Genomic DNA, 25,841 nt, shown 5'->3' with positions numbered 1-25,841 from the left:
CATATCTATTGCTTTATTAAGAATTGCAAAAATAATTGAAGAAAGATTTATTGACACCACTATTAATAAAAGTAATGAAGAAACGTATAATAAATTTTAGAAATTGTAAAAAATTGTATATAGCAAAAAACAAAAAGTGTATTATGACTAAAAATAACAGTCAATTTTACACTTTTTGTTTTTTACTCAGAAACTTAAAAAAACCATTACACAGATATTTGTGTAATAGGTTCAAAAATGAAGCATGAGTTTAAAATGCACACAATTTACTTAGCAACAGTCTTAGAAACACCAACAAAACTTTGAGAAAGTGGTGTATTTGTCTTGTTGTATTCATCAAGAAATGCTTGCAATATTGCATAAATTAATTTATGTGGAATAGCACTTGCAGGACCAGCTTCTGAAAGTTGTTCATTAACCATTTTATTCTTTTGAGTGTATGCACCTTGACTACGCATTACAAAGTCCATAGCACCCATGCCAGATTTAGCATTTCGTGCTTTTATCATTTTTTTAATTGATGCTAAACCAAGCATTCTACTATCTAATGAATAATCAACTCGAGTTTGTGGATTATCTTTTAAGACATAATATTTCTTGCCATCAATCACATCAACATAATATGGAGGCTCAATTTTACCTTTTTCAAGTTTGATATTAATATTTGAAAGAAAAATTGTTGGTTTAGTTGTCAAAAATCCATATTTGCCTAATGATGCTTCATTAAGAAATAATGAAGCATTATAAAAATCACTTCGATTATATTTAATATACTTTCACATTAAAGAGTGCTTAGGGTTTTCAATATATCAATACTTAGGTTGGTAATTATTAATTAACTCAATAGTGTTATCAATACATCTTTGACCTAAACGTTTAATAAAGAGTTGCACATCTGCTTTTAAATTCTTTGTAAAGCCACCTTTTAGACTTTCAAACTCTTCAACTGAACGCTCTATTAATTTACTACGAGACTCATCAGCATACTTCCAAAAACAAGTGCCTCCGCCTTTCATATTTAAAACACATGAAAATGATTGACATAGTGGCGAGGCTAAAATAATATCGGGTTTAGGATACTTTGACATTAATTGAGTGATATTTGCTTGCGAAAGGTCTATTTTAATGTGTTTTTCTCTAGTTGGTTCAGTGACATCAAAGGTATAAACATCAAAAAACTCTTCTAAATTGTATTCAGTTATTGTGTTATAAACACTATTTTGTCCTCCGCCAAATAAGTCTCAAACTACTAATTTTTTACACATTTTAGTCCTTTCTGACATAATAATTTAAGTCAATTTATCTATTCTAAATAATGATATTAAATTCGTAATATTAAAATTAAAAAAACCTTTCTTAAACATTAAAATGAAAGGTTTTTTTGAAATTATTAATAACTATTATTTAGAATTTTTTCTATTAGCAATGTAGATACCAAATAGAGCTACTCTGTTTGTATGATTACCTTTAAAGTCATCTTCAGAAACTTTATTATTTGAGCCATATGCTTCAAGTTTTTTACTGCTTTTAGCAAATAACTCTGAAAGATCAAGATTTTCCAGATTTTTCTTTTGTTCTTCAGTTAAAATGTGTTCCCTAGCTTCATGTGTTGCCATTCCAAAATGAAGATCGGAAACATATGATACAAGACTTACAATAACAATTTTAGATTTATCATCACTAATTGCCGCTGCATATAATATTTGACGTGCAGGTTTAGATTGTAAATAAGTTTTGTTTGCGTATCTATAGTTAGCACTAGGTGCTTGAACTTTAAATGATCATTTGTAACGCATTTCACCATTGCTATCAAGTTTAGTAGAACCAATTAAAAATGAGTATTTTCCAGATCTAATTCAATCAATTATTTGTTTGGCGTTTAAATTATTATAGTTACCTAAGCCTAATCTACCATGACTAAAATAAAATCCAAGTGGGATACCAGACAAAATAGACCAATTGTTAGGAGTTTTTGGAAGAATACCAGAAACTACATCTTTAGATTTGAATCAAGTAAATCCATTAGGAATATCAGCATTAATACCTGTTAATGTTTTAAGTACTTTATCATCTTTAGAAATGGTTACTTTGTATTGAGTATTGTGATCTAGGTCTTTTGTTAGATCATATTCAAAGAAGCCTGAATTTGTTTCATCAATTTCAAATGTTTTTTCTACAGGTTTATATTCTTTCAACTGTGCTGTAGGGAAGTAGATAGGATACTCAATTTTAATTTTGTATTGGCCTTTTTCAGCATTAAACAATCTTAATTTTCTTGTGTTTTGATCTTGAGTTGAGTTTGATTCAATATCAAATGTAGGTTGAGTGCTTTGAGGGTTGATAAATACATCTGGATTGCTTGTAATTAGTTTTTCATCTTTTGAAACAAATTTAATTCCAGCAATTGAAGTTGAAGGAGAATTAGGGTTCATGTATTTATGTGTTGTGTGTTTTGTTGCAAGTTTAGTAAATACATCTCATGATAAGTTTTTAAGGTCTAATTTGTTTTTATCTAAGTCTAGATAATAAACAAAGTCATCAAGCATTCCAAGTGCAGCACCATTACCATTAGCTGCATCACTTAATGTTATTCTTAAACCTTTTAATTGATTGCCATCTCTTCAAATTAGACGTTTTGCAAGTGGAAATTCTTTAAGATACTTATCACTAAATGCATTAAGTTCATCTGCGAACATAATTACATCTTTACCATTAAGCTTAATTCATCCTTTATTATATACATCAGAACCTGCAAATCTAATTAGACCTACCTCTTTAAGTGTTCTAAAGAATTTAGCTCTAAGTTTTTCGTTATATACAAAACCACTTTCAGATGCGCTTTTAGCGCTTAATCCTAACCCAGGATAAATAGAAGGACTTATTAAGAAGTTAGCATTAAATGGTAATAAATCATTGTTTTTAGATTTATATTTGTTATATAAGACATCGTAGTTGTGTGTGTTGCTATCAAAAGTTCCATAAACACTTTGTTGTTTAGGTGAGTCAAATTTAGCAAATGATAGTGCAGTTTGACCACTTTGTGAAACAATTTTGTCATTTAGTGCTGGATCACCTTGTTCAATTGAGTATCTTAAAATTTGCGGGTTGCTAAAGTCTCTAGGACCACGTTTGAATGTTTTAGCAACAAATTTAAAGCCACCAACATTAATAAATTTGCCAAGCACTTCTTCTTTAGATTGATTAATTAATCCATTAGAAGATTTATATGTAAGATTTTCATCAAGTTCACTTCATTTAAATGAAGCAACAGAAATACGTTTGTCACTTATTTCTTCTGATTTAGCTTTTGCTTCATCAATCATTACTTGGATAGTGTTTCCAACTAATCGAAGTTCAAATTTAATACCTTTTAGTTTTGCTTTATTGTTAGTTGAAACAGATGAAACAGGTTGCACAAAAATGTATTCATAAATAAGTTTTCCATTTTCAACTTTAAAGTAGCGAGTTTTGCTACCTTGTGCAATTAATTTATGTCAGCCATATGCATTGCTTGCTGCAACTTCAGTACCATAAATAGCGATTTCTTCAAGAGATTGTTGAACTTTTTGCTGTCAGTTTTCATGATTTGCATATAGTTCTTGAAGAGTTGCTAGAGTATATCATCTCTTCATTTCATAATTGCCTAATGCTTTAACATTTGTGCTTACAGTTTTATCACCACCACCTTCATATTTAGCAAACTCTACTTTAAATGTTTTGCTTGCAAGTGTTTGAACTTCTTTATTTTCATCAAGTAGAATAACTTCATATTTATATGTGTTATTAACTTCAAGGTCTTCAAAGTCTCAAATAAATTCGCCATTTTCATTAGTTAGCGTGGTAGTTATGTCTTGAAGTGTTGTGTTATTATTAGTTCTTATCAGTCTGATACGTACTTTTTTACCAACATAATCATCAAGGTTTCTTAATAAAACTTGATGATGTGTATCATCTATTTTAAGATCTCTTGCTTCAACTTGAGTTGATTTTTTAGGAGCACTAAAGCTTCCATTAGCAACTTTTTGTTTATTTGAGCTCTGTACTAATGAATATTCATATACAGCACCCTCTTCAAGACCACTAAGCTCAAAGATAACTTTGTCACCATGTACTTTGTAATCATAATTTACTTCAAAAACATTGCTTTGATTTTGTTTTTTAAAGTTAAGGAACACTTGACCTTGATCATTAATGCCTTCTAGGTTTTCAAATGTTATAGTTACATTTTTATCTTTTTTAGCTACACGAGTAGGTACATTAAAAGTTGTAAATTCTCCTTTAAGTACTGGTTTATCAGTATCAAGTGTTTCTTGAGGTTCAGCAGAAGAGTTAGCTTCATTTTTAATAACATCAGCTTTAACAACACCTTTAACCAATCTATAGTAGTATTTAGTATTTGGATCTAGGTTACTGAATTTAATGTTAAGAATTTTTGCTTCATTTTCACTTAATGCAACGCTAAATTCTTGATATTCAGTAAATTCAGGTGATTTAGAGTACTGCATTTTAAGTACATCAAGGATTGTTTTGTCTTTTTCGCCATCTGCAGTGCCACTACGAGCAATACTGTATGAGCCTTCACGTAATGTGTATGATGGATTTAATAATTTAACTACTGCAAAATCATTACCAACAATAGTTTCTTCACTTTGAGATTTATTGGTTCTGAAAATGTCTTGGTAGCCTAATATAACATCGCCGTTTTCATTAACTAATTTAAAGTTATATGTTGTGTTAGGTGTTAGACCATTTTCTAAAGTGAATGCTAAATCACCTACATAGGTAGAGAGGTTAATAGAATCACCAATTGTAACTTCATTAGATTCATGATCATACATTCCATTAAGACCATATTTAATTTTATATTTACCAGGCTTAATGATTTCTTGAGCACCTTTTAGATCACTTAATTTATAACGAATTAATGTGTCGCCTTGAGTTGTGTTTCTTAATTTTGGTGCTGCTACAGTTTTGTATCTATGTTTTGAAAGGATAACGTCATCATTATCATCAACTAGTACAAACTCATAATATGTATTTAGTTCTAAGCCTTCAAACTTAATTGAACCTGTGTTGTTTGCACTATCAACTGTTACATCACCTGCACTATGTCATTGAGTAGGATCGACATTAACTAATGCATCATCAGATTTTATATAGAAACCTCTAAGTTTAGATTTTGATGACCCTGTTGAAGTATATTGTTCAAGATTAAGTAACTTAAATGTGATATTGTCAGTATATTGAGTTTGGTTTTTACTATTAGGTTTAAGTTCATTAGTTGTTTGATTATCATCAAATTTTGGTGTTTTATAGTTATAGTTTATATAAATTAAATCATCTTCAGTATTTGATGCAACAACATATTCTTTTCCATCTTTTGTAACTGTTAAGATAATTTGATATTCTGATTTATCAGTAAATCAACTTTTAAAATTACTGTCTGTGTGACTTTTATTAGTTAAGAACTCAAGGGTTAATACTTTATCTTGTGTTCCTAAATCACTTAAGCTTTTATTATTGAATTTTAAATGATTAAAACCGTGGTCACTATTTCCAGAGAATGTTTGAGGTGTTTTGATGTTATTAAATTCTTTGTACTCTTTATTTTCTGATATTCTTTGTGCCTTAAATCCGATTTTTCCATTGTATCTTGCAATTAGTTCTTTAAAAGCTTCAACATTTTCAATTCTAAATCCTGGATTATCGGTGTTTGAACCTACAATTTCTAATTTTTGAACTTTTGGAACTTCAAAATCTGGAGTGTCATAACTAACTTGAGTTATAACTTCAAGATTTTGGCCTTTAACTTCATAAACTCTGATTTCATAATGTTTATTTTTTACTAAATCATTAATTCAGTTATTATTGTTATCAAATCTTCCATCTTGATCAATTGTAGCAGTAAAACCTTTAACACTCGAGTCCATACCGCTTACAGTTTTCACCTTATCCAATTCATCTTTTGTTCCAACTTTAACTTGGACTTGTTTGCCCGCATACTCTTTAAAGCCTTCTAAAATTGGATAAATATTTACAGTGTCAAATAGGGTTGAACGTTCTTCATGTTTAATATAGATTGATTTTTGTTGTTCTTGAGTTGTGAATTCTGAAGTTATGACAATTTTGTTTGCACTTGGTGAAGAAGTTCCATAGAACTCTGAACGTTTTTCGTTTTCAAGCGAGCTTACAAATTCAACATCTTCAGATTTGATTTCTAAACTAACATTATAAGTACTTTGAGATCTTAGATTGCTTAATTGTACTTCTAAAATACCATCTTGCACGCTTCCTTCAACACTTGTTGAAATAGCAGAACTTGAATATTTAACGGTTATGGTTTTACCATTCAATGAATCAAGATGTTTAACTTTGAGTTTACTTTGAGCATTATCAAATTCAACTTCAGGAAGTTTGTAATTGATTTCAAATTTTTTGCTTACAACAATGTCTTTGTTATTGCTATCTTTTCCATTAGTGTATTCAACTTCAAAAACATAAGGCATATTGTCTAAATCTTTTATTTGTCTTGTAAATATGTCTTTAGTTTTAATGTCTTCTAAAGTGAGTTGAATTTTCTCAGTTATATATTGACTAGGTTCATTTTTTGGATAGTATTTAATGTTAATTTCACGAGGGAATCTAATTTTGCCTTCACCTCTTAAGTAACCAAATGTGTTTTTAATTGAAACTAAAACACCATCTAAAAGTCTATTTTCAACAGCAATTAAATTGCTTTCATTTGTCTCATATGCATTGGTGTTGTCTGCAGCTTTAGCTTTTCCAGAAGCTTTACCGGTTTTAAATGAACCTTTAGCTAAAGTTTTATCACTTTTTGAATCAACTAAACTTCAGAAATAAGTAGTGTTTTGATCTAAGCCTTCCAATAAACTTTGTGCATAATTTGTACCATTAATTTGTTTAGCACTAAGTTCAACTTCTTTTGAAGCGCTTTCACCAAATTTTGTATATTTAACTTTAATATTTGAATAATTAGGAGTAGCTGAACCTAAATTACTATTATCTTTGAATGATAAAAGCACTTTTTGTGATGCTGTTAGTGACTTGGCAATATCAAAAGCAAGACTTTGTTTAATTCTAAATTCAACTTCATTTAGAATGCTACCTTGTGAAGTAGAGTCTTTAGATTTTTTATAAATAAGTTGAGCTTGGTAAACTTTGTTTGCTTCAAGATCATCAAGTTTAAGATCACCACTCTCATATCCTTTAATTTGATTTAGTGCTTTTTCACTTCAGCCATTTGCTTTGTCTTTGTCTTTATAACGAATATATAAGTTTTCTTTATTAATGTTTTTACTTACATTTTCAAGTTTAAGAGTTAGTCCATTTTCATCTCGTGCAACGAGTTGAGGAGCTTGAGTTGTATTGAATTCACCAACTTTTTTGTCGCCTTCAAATTCAAGTTGCTCACTTTCACCTTCATATTTGATTTGAAACTCATATTTGTTATCAAAACCAAGGTCTTCAGGTAAGATGACTTCATTTTTACCTGCAGCTTCGGTTTCAACTTTCTTAAATTGCTCACTTGAACCTGCTAATTTATACTCAAGTACAACTTTTTTGTCTTGTTGTTTTAGTCCATAAAGAACAATTTTGTTTTGAGTTGCACTTGCTATAAAGCGATAAGCAACTTTGCTTATTGCAGTAGTATTGAAAGTTATATCTTCTACTATTTTAGTAGTTTTGTTAGCTTCTTTTAATATAACACTTGCACTATACTCGCTACCTGGCTCAAGTCCAATAGATAAAGCTTCTAGATCAATTCTTGTGCTACCATTAGTAAATTTAAGATCACTTGCTTTAATAACAATATCTTGGTCGCTTGCTGATGTTGTTTTTTTAATTGTTATTTCTATTTTGTCTAGTGAGTCTTGATAATCATGTAGATTTAAAAGACTAAAAATTGCACTTGTAGGTGTTGTTGCTTGTGCTACAATTTTTGGACGCGCTGAAGTTTCAAACTCTTGAGTTTTAACACTTTTACCATTAAACAAAATATTTAAAACATATGCAGTGTTTTCATTTAAGTTACTAAAAGTAACTTTATCACTTGCTTGTGTAATGCTAAAAGTTTGTTTTTGAACTTCTTTATTATTATTTTTTTCTAATAGTTGAACATCGTATTTTTTGTCTTTATTTTTGCTTAAATTAAGATTTGATATCTCAAAGCTTAATAAATTGTATTTTGTATCAAGTAATTTGATTTCAGGTGCAAAAACAACTTCTTGTTGCTCGTGACTTTGGTCTTTTTTAGCGGTTCTGAAATCTTGTTTTTTAATGCTTTTAGCATCAAAAAATATCTCTAAAGTATATTCAGTGTTTTCGTTTAAACCACTAAAATTAACATTTTGTGATTCTTCATTAATAGTGAATGTTTGTTTGTTAATTTCCTTATTAGATTTTTTGTCTAATAAACGTACCTCAAATTGTTTGCCCTTATTTTTGTTTAAATTAAGGTTAGAAATTTTAAATTCTAAAGCATCAACTTTTGAGCTAACTTGTTCAACGTTTGGTGCAAAAACTAATTTATTTATCTTAGATTCTTTTGCTTTTCGACGTGAAGCAATAATCGAAATAACTACAGCAGTAGTTGCTACTGATGTTGCTAATAAGGTTGACGACGCAATAATAAGTTTCTTACGACGCTTCTTATCTTGTTCATAGTTAGTCATATATTTTCTCCTTAAAACAGTAATGTAATAAGGAGCATTATATATATATATATATATTGAAAGAAAAAAGTGAAAAAAGTGCATTTTAGGCTAAAAAAATAGCTAAAATGAGTGTTTTTGGACACCAGAAACATAAAAAAACAACATAAAACTTCTATACAAGTGAGTATAAATAACTCTAGTTTTATGTTGTTTTTTTTATGTCTAGATATAAATTATTTAGTTATAAGTTTTTTATAGTCAATGAGATATTTTTTAATTCCTGGATTGTTTAGTGTGTCTATTTTATATGAGTTAAGTTTCATAACTAACTCATTGTCTATACGTTCTGGAGCAATAATATTAACCTCTCCATCATCTGGATCTCAATAAAATTTTTTGTTATCGTACTCAGTATGAATTGTTGGTTCAAGTGTCATTAAATTATTCACATCTGCAATTTGTTCAATTAATTTTTTATATTCAGGATCATTCATAATGGTTTTATTCTTCCAAAGATTTTAAAGCTTTAATTTGCGACCCTATCCTTGAAAAAAATTCAAAAATTTTTATTGATTTCATAATATTTATTATAACGCGATAAAAGTTATTGAATTGTGTTGCATGATGTAAAACAAAACATCCTAATCAAGGATGTTTTGTGATTTTTAATCTTATTTATAAACTTAAAAATAGTAGCATTTTAAAAAATGAAGTCACTTTTTGTAGGCATTAGCAATCTAACAATTTTTCCAAGTAATGAGATTGCTAGGTTAGGATTAACCCCTTGATTGTCTAATGGTATTAATTGATCTACAATTTTAATAGCTTCATCTATTGACTTTTCGTTATATGAGTTGCCACCAAGTCCATATTTTTTAAATAGCATATTGCTTTTAATATATTCAGTTTTGTAATCTTCAAGCATTTTTTTAATAGCTTCTAATTGATTTTTATTTTTTAATTCAGGACTTATTTTTTTAGTTTGTTCTACTATTGAATTAACTTTTTCGTTTAATTTTTCTTGAATTGTTTGTTTATCAATTTTTTTGTGTTCTGATTTTGGAAAAAGTAAGTCAATTGATCTTAAGGTAACTAATTTTGAGATCTCGTCTAATATTTGTATTCTAGCATTCAAAAGTTGTGGATTTTCTTTTGATTTTTCGCTTAGTTCAATGAGTAAATTAGTTTTTTTGACCACATCTTCAAGAATTTCGTTTGAATAAAAGATATTTTTAATCCCAAATTCATTAAATACTTCATTTAATTTTTGATGTTTTTGAACTTCTTTTAGAAATGATTCAATTGTATTTTTATCTGAATTTACATTAAGATTGCCTAATTGATTACTTAAACTTTTAACTTGTTGTTCAACAGGTACTTCAGTCAATAAATCTGCTGAAGATCTAGGGAAAACACTATAGAATATTGTGCTAGCTTCGTCAAATAATTGTAGACCAAGGTTAAAATCATTGATTTTGGTAATCTCATATACTAACTTAATTACTTTAACTAGCTTATTAATTGTTTTAGGATTGTGTGATGATTCTATTTCTTTTTTAGCAATTTCAATAGTATTAATTATATCTTTGTCAATTTTGTCGTTTTCGGTTTCTGTTAATTCTGGAGTTTTTGGTTTTTGTGGTTTTTTAGGGGCCAAGGGATCTGTTCCACTCTCTTGTTTTTGATTTTTAGTATTTGCACAACTTACTGCAGCAATAGGAAGTGAAGTTATTGATGCAAAACCAAGTGAAATTAAAACATTTTTGACTTTCATATGTATTCCTCCGAACTAATTATAAAAAAAGAACAAAGCAAATACCAAAATTAAGTTGGTTTTATGTACAGCTTATCAAAGAAAATATATGGCTTTTAATAAGTTATATTAACTTTTGTGAAATATCAAACAAATTGAACGTCTTGAGACAGTTTAAAGTAATTGTGAATGTCATATCATGCTTGTTATTTAAATCACCATGAGAGATTTTGATTTTGAAACTTTCTCAACTGTTTTCGCTATCTTTTTATAGTTGAAATTGAGACATCCAATGCTATTGATAATTGTTTATTTGTTCAATTACTATGCCTTGTAATTTGTCTGTAAATTAAATCATTTTTTGCTGCATATCTCTGATTTTTTATAACAAAATTGTATTCCTTAGTTGAATTCTAACTAAGAGGTTCATTTTGTTTAATGTTCGAAATGTGAAATATTAAACAAAATGAACCCCTTGAGTTAGTTAGTTTAATTGTAAATGTATATCATGATTGTTAAAAATAACGACTGAGATTTTGTTTTTAATACCGTTATTTGATAGTTTTTTTGATCAAAGCAACATTTAGTCGCAAAACAAGAACATTAAACATATTTCAATGTTCTTGTTTTTTTGAAATGTATTGAAACAACTTTATTTGTACCAACAACCACTGCAAGCAACATTGTGAATTTATTTTGACTATTGAGTCAGCAATAACTTCAACCATCAATTTCAACAATATCGTGCTCCTGTTTTTTTGAAACTCTCTCAACTGTTTTCACTTTCATTTTATAGTTGAAATTGAGACATCTAAAACTAGTGATAATTGTTTATTTGTTCAATCGCGTTACCTTGTAAATTGTCTATAAATTAAATCATTTTTTGCTGCATATCTCTGATTTTCCATTACCAAATTGTATTCCTTATTTGAATTCTAATTAAATGGTTATTTTGTTTATTATTTGAAAAATATTTACATTTTATGAGCAAAAAAGCAATAGTTTTATTAATTTATAATATAATTCAGAATATTAATTTATATTCATTGTGATTTAATTAGACATTATTAAATTAAATGTGTTAAAGGAGATTGAAATGAAAAAGAAACTATTATTTTTAACTAGTCCATTATTAGCGGTTGCACCAATTAGTGTAGTTAGTGCTTCAGTTAGTTCCACAGATAATCAAAAATCAACTCAAGATACTAAATATGAATTTTACAAAGCTGAAGCACAAAAAATTAAAGAATATGGTGATAAATTAATAACAAAATTCAGTGAAGAAAAAACTGCTTATTTAATTAATAAATTGATTGAGTTATATAATGCTGAGCTTACAAAATTAGAGAGTTCTGAAGCAAGAAGTAAAGGTATTTATGATTTAATTAATCATCACGATATTATTTTAGAAATCTTTAACTCATTAAATAAATATGAAAATTTAGGACTAGGTAGTTTGTCTACTTTGAATAAAGGTAATACGCCTGAACATTCTTCACCTAAAGATCCAGATAAATTCAAAAGACTTGAGGCTGAAATCAAAGCTACATTAGAAAAAGCTAAAACTACAGAAGGTTTAGATCCTCGTTTTGGAGTACTTGGCGAGTATAAAAACGATCGTCTTATTATTCATGATGAAAAAGACTTGGACATAGATAAAATCAATTTATTGATGTCTTATTCGCTTCATAATGCTACCAAAACTTATACAGATAAATTATTTAACCTATATTATGAACAATTAGAACTAAATCGAAAAACAACAGAAAAAGCATTAGACGACAATAAATTACTACAAGATAGAACAAAAGAGTTAGGCGATGCTAATGTAAAAAATGAAATACTTAAAGCACGTATTGAACGTGGTAACAAAATTTGATTTATTATTAATGGTCTACAAGCATTCTCAATAATCTTATTATTAGTTGTAGTCTTAATCCTTTCTAAACACGATAAGCCCAAAGCAACTACAGAACAAAAAACCAAATAATTTCAATCTCTTTAATATGCTTATTAACAGCATTAAAGCAAACAAATAATGATCCTTTAATATAGGATCATTATTTTTTAAAACAAAAAATAAGCCTATTACATAAGGCTTATTTGTTGTTTTTGTTTCGATGTCTTCTAACTAGTGCTCAACTTAATACTCCACCACCAACAAGCGCTAAAGGAACTATAACTAAAGGAGCGACGATAGCTGCTACATTAGTTTTCTTTTTAGCTTTCTTCATTGTCTTTGTGGAAGAATCTTGTTTTTCTTGTTGTTTTTTCTTTTGTTCTTGTTCTTTTTGCTTATCTGCTTTTTGTTTTTCTTGTGCTTGGTATGCGTTTAGGGCTTGAAGTTTTAACTTTCTTAATGAACCAACATTTTGTGCATCCTTAAGCTTTTGAGCAATTTGTTGTTTTTGAGCATTATTATCATCTAATTTATCTATCTCTTTTTGAACCTCATTAGATTCTTTTTCAAATTCTTCTTTTGCTTGCTTTGTAAGCTCTTTTAAACGATCAAGGTCATCTGGATTATTATTCAACTGTTGTTTAAGATTGTCATATTGCTCAGAACCTTGCAGTTTTTCTACTGAGTCTTTAGCTTCTTGCTTAATATGAGCATTTTGCTGCTCAAAGTTTTCTTTAGTAATAATAGGGAGTAAATTATCAAGCATTTCAATATTTGTTGCATTATCTATTCTTGCTCTAAAGTCCTTTTTGTCAAAAAGTTGTTTATAAATATCTTCAACTTTTTGTTTATGGTTGTCATAAAGTTGTTCTGCTTTTTGGGCTAATACATTAAGTTTATCTGCATCTTGATTAGACTCTTGAAGCATTTTGCTAAATTCTGCATATTCATCTGAACCTAATGTACTTTGGACTGCTTTTGAAGCTCTTTTTTGTGCCTTGGCCAAGGTTTGTGCTTTTCTTTCAGCACTAATCATTAGATTTAGTTCATCAAGTTTTTGAATATTGTCTGCTGCTTCAAATAACTTATCAAAATCTTTTTTATCATCTAAACCTTTTAGATTTTCTTCAACTTCTTTTCTCTTGTTGTTATATTCACCACTTGCTAAAGTAATTAACTCATTAAGTTTGCTAATGTCATCTTTAGCATCCGTAAGTTTTTGTTTATATTCATCGTGTTTTTGCGAACCAACAGTACTTTCCACTGCTTTTTGTGCATCTTGTTTAGCTTTTGCCAAGTCTTCTGCATCTTTTATTTTTTTAGCTTCTAGTGCTATTTTTTTAAGTGCTTCGATGTCTTTAGCGTTTTTAAATTCCTCAAGTTTTTTAGTTTTTTCAGTTTCTGAATTAATTGCTTCAATTGCTTGTTGAGTTAATTTAGTTTCTTCATCATAAAGATTTTCTGCTTCTTGTTTAATTGTCTCGAGTTGGACAAGTGTTAATTCTTGCTCTTTAAGTTGAGCATCTAATTTTGCTCGTTGAGAGTCTTTTTCATCTTTAATGTTGATTTTGACACCGCTTTTATTAGCACCAAAATCTCTTCATTTTTGCTCAAACGCGTCTTTATAAGCTTTCTTTTGATTAACAGTCTTGTCGTTTTTTTCTTTTATCGCAGCAAATCTAGAATTAAAATCATTATAATCGTTAGAACCTTTTGTCTTATCAATAGAAATTTTTACTTCTTCTTGAACCTGTTTAATTTTTTCAGTAACTAAATCTGCATATACATCTCTTAAAAGTCCTACATTTCGAGCATTGTCTATTCTTTCTTTAAACTTTTTCTCTTTATCGCTATCTTTTAACTCTTCAAAAACTGCATTGACTTTTTGTTTCTCTCCAAGATAAATAGAATCAGCTTTTTCCTTTAAACTTTTCAAAAACTCATCATCGCTTGTTTCAAAAACCTGTTTAACTAATGGCTTAATTTTTTCATTATATTCAGTTGAGCCAAATGCTCTACGAGCAGAAAGCAATGCATCATGCATTAGTTTATCATGTCTATATTCTTGTTCAACCTGTTTAGCTATATCACTAACTAAATCTTCACCAGCTTTCTCTCTTATTTTTTCAAGAATTGGTAGTGAATCATCTAACGTATTTTTATATGCAGGATCAGCAGTATTAGCACCTCTTTCAACTTTAAATAACTGTAATATTAAAGCTTTTATATCCGGATTATTTTTATGTTTAATGAATAAATTAATTGCTTCAAAATGAGCTACCATCGTTCGTACTTGAAAAATGTCATTAGATTTTGAAATAAATATACCATATGTTGTACTATTTTTTAAATCATCTGTGATTTTGTCATTCGAATCGTTATGTTTGCTTTTATATTGCTCTTTTAAATAAGAACCATAATTAAAATTTACTTCTTCTCATAGTTTTATGAATAACTTTCAAAGTTCATTGTGTGTTGCAAATAAATATGAAGAATATATATTTTCAAACTCTGAACCAAGTGTCGGGATTAAATTTTCTAATTTTTCTTTATAAGGTAATTTTTCGAGTTTTTGATCATTAACCCCTATTAATTTTTTCAAAATTCTATATGCAAATGTCATATCATAATGAGTTTTAAAAGCTTCGGTGTCTCAATATAGTCCATAGCTATCTACATCATCATAATCATCATAGTTAGGACGTTCTAATGGTTTTGCACTATAAACATCACTATCATGAGCCAATATCTCCTGAGTAGTTTTTGACTGTTTGGTCTCGCTTTTACCTTGTGCACTCACAACTAATGGTGCACTAGCAATAATAGATGCATTTAATAATAGACTTAGCCTAAGCTTCATATTTTCTCCTAATTAATATATGTATTAGCATATATGTATAAATTGTGTAAGTTTGCATATTATATATTCAATGCAAATGTATATATTTTGTTTAATAATTAAGTAGACTAATAATACACAAAAAAGTAAAAAATGCAAATTTATTTCATAATTTGGCTTATTTTGCATTTTTTAAGTTCTTATGCTTTAATCTATATTAAATAATTGCTTATCTAAATCTTAATCATTTTAAACTAATCAGGATTTAGACAACTTAAAAGCGACTTCTTTGCTTTAATGAGTACTTCATGATCTAAATTCGTATATTAGACACATATATAAAAAACACGCAATATACATACGTTTGCATATTGCTTGTTTTTGAATATTTTTACTAATTAAATATATAGAATAATTATGAATCAAGATTGCTTGGTCAATAGGGTCGTCACTTATCCTTTTTGAGTTTAATTTGTTCAAAATACTGCTCAATAGATTTTGATGATATAAATCTCAATTTAAGATATCAATATAATTCATTTTTTGAGTTTATTCAGTTTTTTGGAGTTTCACCGCTGAAATTTTTGTAATAATTTTTTGTGTCAAGTTCAATATTGTCATTAATTTTAAATTCATCAGTCTTAATATCAAGAACCTTGCTCAACTCATCTAGGTCAAAAATATAATTTCTAACCACAATATTGCGAACAATATTGTAAAAACTCTGCTTATTGTATTCAAAAAGTCTCAGACAAATATCAATCTTTTTGAACCTTCAAACAATATTGAATCATCTCTAAAATTTACACAGCTTTATGATAAAGTTTTAGATAAACTTGAAGACAAAAATTTTGAGGCAGATAATCAACTTTCGCTAGGTCAAAAGCAAAGACTTTGCTTAGCCAGAACATTACACTTCAACAAAGACATTTTAATTATGGATGAAACCATTTCCAATTTAGATAAGCTTCTAGCAACAAACATCATCAATAATCTAATTAAATCTTCAATCACTTTGATTTATATTACACACCATTTTGATGAAGAATTAATGAGTAAATTTGACCAAACTATTCATATTTTGAGTAAATAAGGCAAATTTTATCTACTAAAATTCAGTCTAAAAACTGAATTTTTTTAATATATATTTCACTGCAAAAAGCACATTTGTTCATTAAAAAAACTACAAAATGGAATAAATTCCATAACTTAAATTTTTTTTATTTTTTGCAATTTAAAAAAAATCTATATAATAAAATATTTTTGGTATTAATTCACATTAATTATTACCATGAAGGAAAGGAAAAATGAGAGAAGGAACTATACTCACAAAATGATTTAATAGTCAAGTTTTTGTCACTGAATTTTCAATTGTTTTAGGCCTAGTCTTATTCGTATTTTTATGAGCCTTAACAGTAAAAATATATCAATACAAACGAGCGGCATTAATCAATTCAATAGGATTTGCACTAGCATTTTTAATTGCTACAGTGATTCCATGAGGTACTTCGCGTTTAATATATCGTGAAGGACTAGTATTTTTTATAAATCCTATTAATGTTTTAGCACAATCTATATTGCGTGCTTCAACACATATACCTAAATTCAAAATTGGTTTTGCATACCAAGGCATTTTTTTCATTATTGGTGCACAAATATTAGGTGCTCTAGTTGGTTACATATTCTTTAGCGGTCTTTTTTACATGCTAAAATCAACCAAAAAATATGAAGCACTCAATAATGCAAGTGTTATGGATTTAATAAAACTCCATGAACCTTTGCCAATTTGAAAAAATGCAATTAAAGAAGTATTCTTCATTGGTTTATTTGTAAGCACAATTACTTGACTTCCGTTTGCAAATGCTGCACAATTTGCAACTAATCCATTTTGAGTAGTATTATTTTCAACCATTATTGCATTTGCGATTATATTTATGTCAGCTCCTTTTAACGGATTTGCATTCCACTTAGCTTTTCCATTCGTCTATGTAATAGACGTCTTAGTAGAAATGATTAAAGAGCATATAAAAGCGCAAAAAAATAAAGAAGTTTTAGACATTCAAGTATGCAATCAACACAGATACAAAATTATCTATGCAACCACAAACTTATCAATAACAACCGCAATTACAATAATATTTAGTTTGGTAATCCCTATATTTATGGTTTTAATAGGGCACCACAACAAAGTCTCACATAATTTATAAAATGAGAAGAAAATTTTGAAGATTATCACTTGCTGCTACTTCAATATCATCAATAATACCTTTAGTAGTTGCAACAGCATGTAACAATAATCCAACAGATAACAAGCGTAAAGATGACCCGTCTACAGACATTAGACAAGATATTACACAAATAAATAAGGCTAAAGACTCAAATTTAATGTCAAGATTAGCCTTAGAAGCTCAAAATTTAGTGAATAATAATTACTTTGTTTACAGCGATAAAGTTGACCAAGACAACACAGATAAAGCTCAAAAATACGCCAAAACTAAAGTTGACTTCACAAAAATAGAAGATTTTGATAAATTTACAAGTAATGACTACGTTTATGACTACATCAACTTTGATAACGAAGCATTCAAAAAAGATTTAATTGAAAGCATTAAAGACCCATACTTTAAAGAAAAAATTAAGTCACAAGCTTATACTACTCAAATTGTTTATCACTCAATACGACGAAGCGATGTTGACTTTTCTAAAGTTATAATTCCAATTCGTTTCACACGTATAGTTGATGCAGAGAAAAAACTTAAAGAAGCTAGAGATGTTGAATTCCTTGTAAGTGGAATTAAAAACAGTTCAAAAGAAAACAAATATGTTGATGTTGTAAATTTAAGCAATGAAATTAAGCCAAAAATAACTAATTCTGACTTTAAAATAGATATCAACAAAGAAAAACTTTCGTATTTAGAACAATATGAACCAAATGACTTATCAATCAAAATGCTTAATGAGTTATTCAGTGTAAAACTTTCTGAAGAAAAAGAAAATGAAATTAAAGCATTAATTGAAAAATATAATCACCCTGCAACAGCCACTGCAGCTAAAGCAGGCACACAAAAAACTACACCAAAAACAACACAAAAAGCCAAACCTAAACCAAACGAATATGAATATAAATACTTTGTTGAAGGTATTAAATTCATCCCGGGAAGCCATCTAAAATATGAATTAAATATTCGTGTAGGTGTTGCTGAAAATGCTAAAGATCCTAAAAAAATAGCTGACACTGCTTTTGATACAAAAATTGCTTTTACAATTGAAGATGAAAGAGACCAACAAATTAAAGATCAACTTGTTAAGAGTGCTTTAAGAGAAGATTTGGTTATTCAACCAATTAAAAATTCAATTTACAATCTTATTTGAGAAAAATTGAATGATTATGAGATTTTTAACTACAGTAGAGGCGGTTTTGAAGTAAGCAATTTTAGTTTAACTCAAAAAACTAACAGTCGTCGTAATGCTGATGCTAAATGAAAAGTTAAATACAACGACAAAGATTATGAACTAAACAAAAACTTTGGTGTTGGAGAATTTGTTGACCTTTATGACACTGAATTTATGCTTAAAAATCAAAACCTTGTGCAATTTGTTGTTAATAAGCTAACAGAAACAGACTTACCAAAAATTAATGCAAGTATGTACAGTTTCTATGGAAATAACTTATTTACTGGTGGTTATGATGAATTAAGAGGTTTCTATGAGAAAAGCAATGATTCGCCTAGATGGTTGCATGTTGGTGAAGATTATTTAGCACCAGAAAACACAGCAATTGTTGCTCCATTCGATGGTGAACTAGTTGGTGCATATTTTGTAAAAGGTGGTGAAACATTACACGAGGGAATAGGTACAAATGTTGTTACAAGATACAAATTAGAAAACCTAAAAATAAGTCCTAGATTAAAAGAAAAATGGTTCTCAAACACAGATCATTTTTACATTGGTTATATGCACCAAAATGCGAATTTAGTATTTAATAACCCCGAATTAGTAATTGAATCAAAAGAGGTGGTTGCTGATAAAGAAAAAAGAAAAAAAACTATTGACGTTGCTAAAGGAATAACTCCTAAAACTCCAATAGCATTTAAAAAAGGACAAAAAATATCATTTGTAGGAACAACAAATAATAATGGTGGTTGAATGCCACACACTCACGTTACAATTTATAATCCAATAAATAAATATCGATTCGCAACAGGTTTCGATCATGAAAACGGTCAAAATTACGATAAACGAATTGAAAAATACAGTCCAGATGTTGATGGTTCAACGTATAAAGCATTGAGAGTTGATGGTGTTTTTAGTGTTCTAGGTAGCGACAAAAAATACAAACTAAATCCTCTTACTGCCAGTGAACTTAAAAATGGTAAAAACAAAATAATAAACGGTTCAAGACAAAGTCTTATACTGCCAATTCAACGATATGAAACAGGAGATCGAGCACGTGGTGTTGTTAACCCTAACCTTATATTCAAACTACGTGGTGAAGAATCATACTTCTTTAATGTTGAAGATTACTACGAAGTTGGTGGAATAAAATAATTTTCCCTATATACTCATAAATGAGTATATTTGGTAAATACAAACACATTAAAATAATTAAAAATCAAAAGGATTTATTCCTTTTGATTTTTGTTAATCCTCATCAATAACCTCAAGATCCTCTATTGCTTTAAGCTTATTGTCTGCTAGAAACTCAAGCAAATCAATAAAACCTTCTTCGGTTAAATTAAAATACATTTTGTCATTATTTAGTGTGTTTTTAACTAAATAAAGATCATTTTTTTGTTCAACAAGATCATCAAATATAACAAACTTAGCTGAAAGTTTTTTAGCTTTATCAAAGATCTTTTTACTTTTTGAAATATCTTTAAGAAACTCTATTTTAACTCCATAATAACGCAATTCATTGCTTAAATTAAATAAAGGTAGCAAATGAGTTTCGTTTGTTGAAGCTACTAAAATATCAACAACTTCAACATCATCATTAGTTATTTCTACATTTTCATCCATCATAATTTCAGCTATGCGGTCAATTCCAAAACCTCAACCTGAAGAACTTAATAAAGGACCACCAAGTTCATTTATTAATTTAGAATATCTGCCACCACCTATAAGCGTTGATTGAGACCCTGATTTTTGAGAATTTGAAACAAATTCATAAACAACTTCATCATAGTAATCAAGACCACGTACAAGTGAATAATCAATCTGATATTTGATATCAGATTGGTCTAATATTTTGAGTAATTGCTCAAAATATTGTTGACTTGAAACTGATAAAAACTTGTTAATTTTAGGTGCTTTTTTAACAAATTCTTTTTGTGAATCAACTTTGTCATCTAGTATGCGTAGCACATTATTTTCAAGTCTTGATTGCGAATCTTCGCTTAATTGATCTTTATATTGTGCAAAATATCTTTTAAGTTCATCTTGATATTTTGCACGCGATTCATTGTCGCCAATAGAATTAATTTTAAGAGTGGTTTTAACACCTAGAACTTCAAGGATATTATGAGCAAGAATGATTAGTTCTGCATCAGCAAAAACGTTTGCTTCACCAATCGATTCAACACCTGCTTGATAAAATTGTCTTTGACGACCTTTTTGTGGTTGCTCATATCGAAACATTTGACCAAAATAAGCAAATTTAGGTGTTTTTAGGGTTGCGTATCATTTATTCTCGATTAATGCACGTACAAAACCTGCAGTGCCTTCAGGTCTTAAAGCAATATCTCTTTGTCCCTTATCCTTGAATTCATACATTTCTTTTTTGACAATATCACTACCAGCTACAGATCTTTTATATAGTTGAGATTGCTCAATAATTGGTGTGTCTATTAGGCTAAAATTATAGTTTTTGGTGAATTTAACAAATACACTGCGAATGTATTCGTGCAAATTCATTTCAGCAGGGCCTAAATCTCTTGTTCCTTTAATTCTATTTATCATTATGACTCCTTATAATTTTAATATTATACATTAATTTTTGGTTGGTTTATGAACACTACCAGACACACATTTTTGACTTAAAGTACTCAAAAATGTGTATATTGGTAAAAAACTACTCAAAATACACAAGACAATTTTGTCTGTCGTTTAGTAAATAAGATTTCTAAACGATGTATATCTGATAAACCTAATATATTTAGATAAATTTGTATTAAAAAATACACATTTTTGACCAAAAGTACTCAAAAATGTGCGTAAACAAAAACTCGCTGATGCGAGTATTTGTATTATTTAACTAATTTTTTGTATTCAGAATAACCTTTTTCGTCCATCTCTTCAAAAGGTATAAATTCTAATGCAGCTCCGTTGATGCAATATCTTAGGCCACCTTTATCTTTAGGTCCATCATTAAACACATGACCTAAGTGATGATCACCTTGTCCTGAACGAACTTCGATTCTATACATATTGTGTGAGTGATCGTCTTCATATCTAATGCTTTTTTTCTCGATTGGTGAAGAAAATGAAGGTCATCCACAGCCTGCATCAAATTTTGTGTCAGAAGTGAATAATGGTTCACCAGTTATTTTTTCCACATAAATACCTTTGCGATATTCCTTATTTAGTTGAGATGTGTGAGGTCTTTCAGTGGCTGAATTTTTAAGAACATTAAAGCTTAATTCATCTAAATTTGCTTCTGCTCGAACTTGTTTAATAAGTTGTTTTTCCTTTGAATCTAATTCATAGTCAACATTTAAGTTTATATGACAATAGCCACCAGGATTTTTATCTAAATAGTCTTGATGATATTCTTCAGCGGGAATAAAATGTTTTAACTCTTCTAATTCAACACAAAATCTTGGATATACTTTTTTATAGTGAGTAAAAAGTCTTTCAATTATTGCTTTATCTTCTTTACTTGTGTAATAAACTCCACTACGATATTGAGTTCCTGTATCATTCCCTTGCTTGTTTAGTGATTCTGGATCAATAAGTCTAAATAAATGTACAACCAATTCTTCAACACTAATTAAATCTGAATCATATTCAACTTTGACTGTTTCAGCATGATTGGTGTATTTTAATTCACGATAGTTTGCTTGATCGCTAATTCCATTTGCATAACCTGATTGAGAATCTTTAACACCTTTAACTCTAGCAAAATATGCTTCAACACCTCAAAAACACCCGCCGGCTAAATAAATATTTTTAATCATTTGTCCCCCTAATGAATAGATAATTATGCAATTATTATCACATAAAAACAATAATTTTTCACACGGAGTGCAAAAAAATATAAATAGTCAAAAAGGTCTAATTTTGTATGTTTATACACTTAAAATTGGCCTCTTTGCTAAAAAACACATATTTGCATAGTTTAGAAAAAATAAATTTTTATTGATAAAAATAACACAAAAATACATTTTTTGCATTTTGAAGCACATTTAAGATACTTAAAGAAATAAAAAAACACAGCATTTTGCTGTGTAAAAATTAAACTAATTTATCAAAAATATCTTCACCTGTTTCATTTACGATTTCAACACCTCAGTTACGTGCTACAATGTTTCCAGTTGTTCCAAGTCCTTCAACATCCGCAAGAACTTTTGGTGATTTAAACGATTTTGAAAAAATTGTTAAAGGAAGCATTTCTCTTGTGTGGTTAAAACCAGGATAAAGTGGATCATTTCCGTGGTCTGAAGTCATAATTAATAAGTCATCTTCACGCATTACATTCATTAAAACACCGATTTTTGTATCTAAAAGTGCAATGTTAGCTGCATAACCATCAACATCACGGCGGTGACCATAATGCGAGTCGAATTGAACTAGGTTAGTAAATACAAATGTGTTTGTTGTGTCTTTTAGTGCTTCATCAATTGTGATGTCCATTGCATGTGCATCACCATCTGAGTGAATTGCTCTTGAAACACCTTGGCCAACAAAAATATCATTAATTTTACCAACTGCAACAACTTCAACACCTGCTTTTTGTAATTCGTTTAAAATCATTTCACGTGGTTGGTTTGCATAATCATGTCTATTAAATGTACGTTTGTATTTTCCATTTTCATCTGTTATGAAAGGACGAACTATAATTCTACCAACATTTCATTCAGGTTTTGAAGAACAAATTTCACGAGCTGCCTTACCATATCTATAAAGATTTTCTAATCCAATTCACTCTTCGTGTGCTGCAATTTGTAGCACTGAGTCCATTGATGTATAAACAATAATAGCTCCTGTTTCTTTTTGTTCTTGAGCAAATTCATCAATTATTTCAGTACCTGAACCACTTCTGTTACATACAATTTTACGTCCATCAAATGCTTTAGAAAGCGCTTCGATTAAGTCAGCAGGAAAACCATTTTCAGTGAATGTAGGGAATGGAACTAATGTTTTAATACCCATCATTTCTCAGTGTCCTGCAAGTGTGTCTTTAGCATTCGAAACTTCTTGAATTCTACTCATGTATGCAAGTGGATTTTTTACATGATAATTTGCACCACCATCAAGAGTAGTTACATTACCAATACCTAATTTTTTTCAGTTATCTATAAAGAAATTAGCACTTTTTGAAGCCGAAAGAATTGTGTTTGCACCTTTGTCTCCAAAAGCTTTTTGATCGCGGTCAGGTCCTATACCTAAACCATCAGTTACGATCATAAAAATACGATTAAATTTTGCCATTATTACTCCTTAATTTCTTTTTGTCATCTAATTACTTCTTCGTTGCAATCTGCAACGATTTTTTCTACATCATCAAAGGTTGAAATCATGCAGCCAGATGCTCGATCGTGGCCACCGCCACCTCATTTAAGAGCTACGTTTCTTACAATAGGGCCATTTGAGCGAAATTCAACTCTAATTTTGCCACTTTGCTCTTCATTGAATGAAAGTCAAATTGGATAACCTTTAATATTTCCAATCATATTTGGTCGAGCCATATCATTAGGTTGCTTACCTAATGCAATTGTTGATTTATAATCAATTTGAATATATGCAACTTGACCATTGGTTTTAAGTGAAGACATTAGTGCTGATTGAGCTTTAAGATCTTCAAGTGATGTTTGTGCTAGACCTAAATAAACTTTTTCAGGATTTAAGTTATTTTTGTATAGATAACTTGCTAATTCATGAGTACGTGCTGATGTATCTGAAAATTGAAAGCGTCCTGAATCAGTAACAATTCCTAAAAATACATAATTTGCTGCTTTTTCAGTAATTTTTCAATCTTTTTGGAATGCTAATTCAGCAATCATTTCAGCCGCAGCAATACGTTGTTCTTCTAACCAAACACTGACTTTGTCTAAATCATCTTCGTTTGGATGGTGGTCAATTCTCAATGTTTCTGCAAAAAGATTCTTATCGAGTACTTCACGCATAAAAATTCTATCTTTTTGGTTAGCATCAACAACAACACCAAGCGATTTTTTCAATACTTCATCGCTAGGTACTTCATCAAAATCAAATTCTAAAAAGTTGCTAAACAAACCACAATTATCGCCAATTGCATAAACTTTTTTATGTGGATAATTAACTCTTAAAAGTTCTCTCAAACCAAATTGAGAACCTAAGCAATCTCCATCTGGTCTAACATGATGAAAAATTACAATCGAATCATATTGATCTAGTTTTTGAGCAGCTAATTCTCATGAACCTGTGTTGGCCATTTTCATTATTTTGCCTCCCATTTAGCAATTGCTTCATTTAATTCATCTAAAATTTGATCAACTTGATCTAGTGAATCAATCTCACAACCAGCAGCATTAGCATGACCACCACCATTGTGAAGAGCACTCACTTCATTAACCAAAGGACCATTTGAACGCAATCTACATCTTATTTTTCCATTTGATTGCTCAATAAAGAATGCTCAACAAGAATTATCTTCAATGTTTGCTAACTCATTAACAAATATTGCTGCAGTTAATTCAGTAAATCCAAATTGTTCTTGAATTTGTTTGGTTGCAATGAAATAAAGTGTTCTACCTTTTCGTTGAAAATTAGACAAAATATGACCAATGTATTTGATATCTTTCAATGATTTTTTGCCTAATTCACGATGTAGTTTTCATGCTTCAACATTTCCTTGTTCTTCGAGAAAAGCAGCCAATTTATAAGTTCGAGCAGATGTATCAGGGTACATAAAGCGTCCACTATCAGTAACAATACCTAAAAATGTGTGTCTTGCGGCTTCATGAGTCACTTTTCAATTTGCATCGTATGCAATTTGTGCTACTTGTTCAGCAGCTGCTACATAATGTTCATCAACAAACTCATAATCATATTCAATATCACTACCATTAGGGTGATGATCAATACGTAATTTTGCACTGAATTTATTGTCTAAAAGCAATTCACCATAGACAATACGTGGTGAACTTGAAGCATCCACAACAATACCAAGCGAATCAGTAAAATCTATTGATTCAACAGGGTCAAAATGATAGTTCATAAAGTCATAATTGCCTACATTATCACCAATTGTTCAAACTTTTTTGTTTGGAAAATTATCACGAATCATTTGAGCTAAACCATGTTGAGAACCTAAACAGTCACCATCTGGTCTAGTGTGATGAAAAATAACAATATTATTATATTTTTTTATTGCATCTATTGCAACTTGTGTATTACCAATTTTCAATATTCCTCCTATATTTTTACCATAATGTTAATTATACTCTTATATTTTTTAGCAATATAAATAATATT

The 25,841-nt window shown here is 29.2% G+C and carries 16 protein-coding genes and 1 pseudogene; 4 read left to right on the top strand and 13 right to left on the bottom strand.

Annotation, left to right across the window (positions count from 1 at the left end):
• Nucleotides 1–266: 266 nt before the first annotated feature.
• The 5 genes from E1I18_RS00730 to E1I18_RS00710 all read right to left on the bottom strand — a co-directional run bounded on the left by E1I18_RS00730 (nt 267) and on the right by E1I18_RS00710 (nt 11,217).
• Nucleotides 267–1,265, bottom strand: coding sequence for a C5 methylase (MAV1virus-like) protein (locus E1I18_RS00730; RefSeq protein ID WP_141483697.1), 999 nt, complete (start codon nt 1,263–1,265; stop codon nt 267–269).
• Between the two features lie 135 nt (nt 1,266–1,400).
• Complete coding sequence (locus tag E1I18_RS00725; protein ID WP_141483696.1) at nt 1,401–8,693, bottom strand: hypothetical protein; 7,293 nt, start codon at nt 8,691–8,693, stop codon at nt 1,401–1,403.
• A gap of 215 nt (nt 8,694–8,908) precedes the next feature.
• Entirely contained in the window at nt 8,909–9,169 is a 261-nt protein-coding gene (locus tag E1I18_RS00720; protein ID WP_141483695.1) for an MAG4270 family putative restriction endonuclease, read from the bottom strand.
• 206 nt (nt 9,170–9,375) lie between these two features.
• Nucleotides 9,376–10,449, bottom strand: a complete 1,074-nt coding sequence (locus E1I18_RS00715; protein WP_141483694.1) for a hypothetical protein — start codon at nt 10,447–10,449, stop codon at nt 9,376–9,378.
• Between the two features lie 582 nt (nt 10,450–11,031).
• Nucleotides 11,032–11,217, bottom strand: coding sequence for a hypothetical protein (locus E1I18_RS00710; RefSeq protein ID WP_141483693.1), 186 nt, complete (start codon nt 11,215–11,217; stop codon nt 11,032–11,034).
• Nucleotides 11,218–11,524: 307 nt separating this feature from the next.
• On the opposite strand from E1I18_RS00710, the gene E1I18_RS00705 reads away from it, so the two are divergent.
• A complete protein-coding gene (locus tag E1I18_RS00705; RefSeq protein ID WP_141483692.1) occupies nt 11,525–12,418 on the top strand; it encodes a hypothetical protein in 894 nt (297 codons plus the stop codon).
• A gap of 109 nt (nt 12,419–12,527) precedes the next feature.
• On the opposite strand, the gene E1I18_RS00700 is transcribed toward E1I18_RS00705, so the two are convergent.
• Nucleotides 12,528–15,188: a hypothetical protein gene (locus E1I18_RS00700; protein WP_141483691.1), complete on the bottom strand. Its 2,661-nt coding sequence runs from the start codon at nt 15,186–15,188 to the stop codon at nt 12,528–12,530.
• A gap of 394 nt (nt 15,189–15,582) precedes the next feature.
• Entirely contained in the window at nt 15,583–15,864 is a 282-nt protein-coding gene (locus E1I18_RS00695; RefSeq protein ID WP_141483690.1) for a hypothetical protein, read from the bottom strand.
• Between E1I18_RS00695 and E1I18_RS03820 the strand changes: the two genes are divergently transcribed.
• From E1I18_RS03820 to E1I18_RS00680, 3 genes are all read left to right on the top strand, one after another.
• Nucleotides 15,850–16,260, top strand: coding sequence for an ATP-binding cassette domain-containing protein (locus tag E1I18_RS03820; RefSeq protein WP_141483689.1), 411 nt, complete (start codon nt 15,850–15,852; stop codon nt 16,258–16,260). The genes E1I18_RS00695 and E1I18_RS03820 overlap by 15 nt on opposite strands.
• Before the next feature lie 214 nt (nt 16,261–16,474).
• Nucleotides 16,475–17,374 (top strand): MAG4940 family membrane protein, encoded by a 900-nt coding sequence (locus E1I18_RS00685; protein WP_141483688.1) that lies wholly within the window; start codon nt 16,475–16,477, stop codon nt 17,372–17,374.
• A 1-nt stretch (nt 17,375) separates the two neighbouring features.
• On the top strand, nt 17,376–19,715 hold the full coding sequence (locus E1I18_RS00680; protein ID WP_141483687.1) for an MSC_0775 family lipoprotein: 2,340 nt from the start codon (nt 17,376–17,378) through the stop codon (nt 19,713–19,715).
• A gap of 93 nt (nt 19,716–19,808) precedes the next feature.
• On the opposite strand, the gene hisS is transcribed toward E1I18_RS00680, so the two are convergent.
• From hisS to E1I18_RS00655, 6 genes and pseudogenes are all read right to left on the bottom strand, one after another.
• On the bottom strand, nt 19,809–21,125 hold the full coding sequence (hisS, locus tag E1I18_RS00675; protein ID WP_141483686.1) for a histidine--tRNA ligase: 1,317 nt from the start codon (nt 21,123–21,125) through the stop codon (nt 19,809–19,811).
• A 287-nt stretch (nt 21,126–21,412) separates the two neighbouring features.
• A complete protein-coding gene (msrB, locus tag E1I18_RS03840; protein WP_408634124.1) occupies nt 21,413–21,841 on the bottom strand; it encodes a peptide-methionine (R)-S-oxide reductase MsrB in 429 nt (142 codons plus the stop codon).
• Between the two features lie 60 nt (nt 21,842–21,901).
• Nucleotides 21,902–22,342, bottom strand: a pseudogene (gene msrA / locus E1I18_RS03835) (peptide-methionine (S)-S-oxide reductase MsrA); the annotation flags it as partial.
• A 277-nt stretch (nt 22,343–22,619) separates the two neighbouring features.
• On the bottom strand, nt 22,620–23,816 hold the full coding sequence (locus E1I18_RS00665; protein WP_141483684.1) for a phosphopentomutase: 1,197 nt from the start codon (nt 23,814–23,816) through the stop codon (nt 22,620–22,622).
• Nucleotides 23,817–23,818: 2 nt separating this feature from the next.
• Entirely contained in the window at nt 23,819–24,805 is a 987-nt protein-coding gene (locus E1I18_RS00660) for a DHH family phosphoesterase (protein WP_318024677.1), read from the bottom strand.
• On the bottom strand, nt 24,805–25,773 hold the full coding sequence (locus E1I18_RS00655) for a DHH family phosphoesterase (RefSeq protein WP_141483683.1): 969 nt from the start codon (nt 25,771–25,773) through the stop codon (nt 24,805–24,807). The genes E1I18_RS00660 and E1I18_RS00655 overlap by 1 nt, the downstream gene beginning before the upstream one ends.
• Nucleotides 25,774–25,841 lie beyond the last annotated feature (68 nt).

This window comes from Mycoplasmopsis mucosicanis (genome assembly GCF_006546935.1).
GTDB lineage: Bacteria > Bacillota_I > Bacilli_A > Mycoplasmatales > Metamycoplasmataceae > Mycoplasmopsis > Mycoplasmopsis mucosicanis.
The sequence above is the reverse complement of the archived record's forward strand: the minus strand, read 5'-3'. Positions and strand labels throughout refer to the sequence as shown.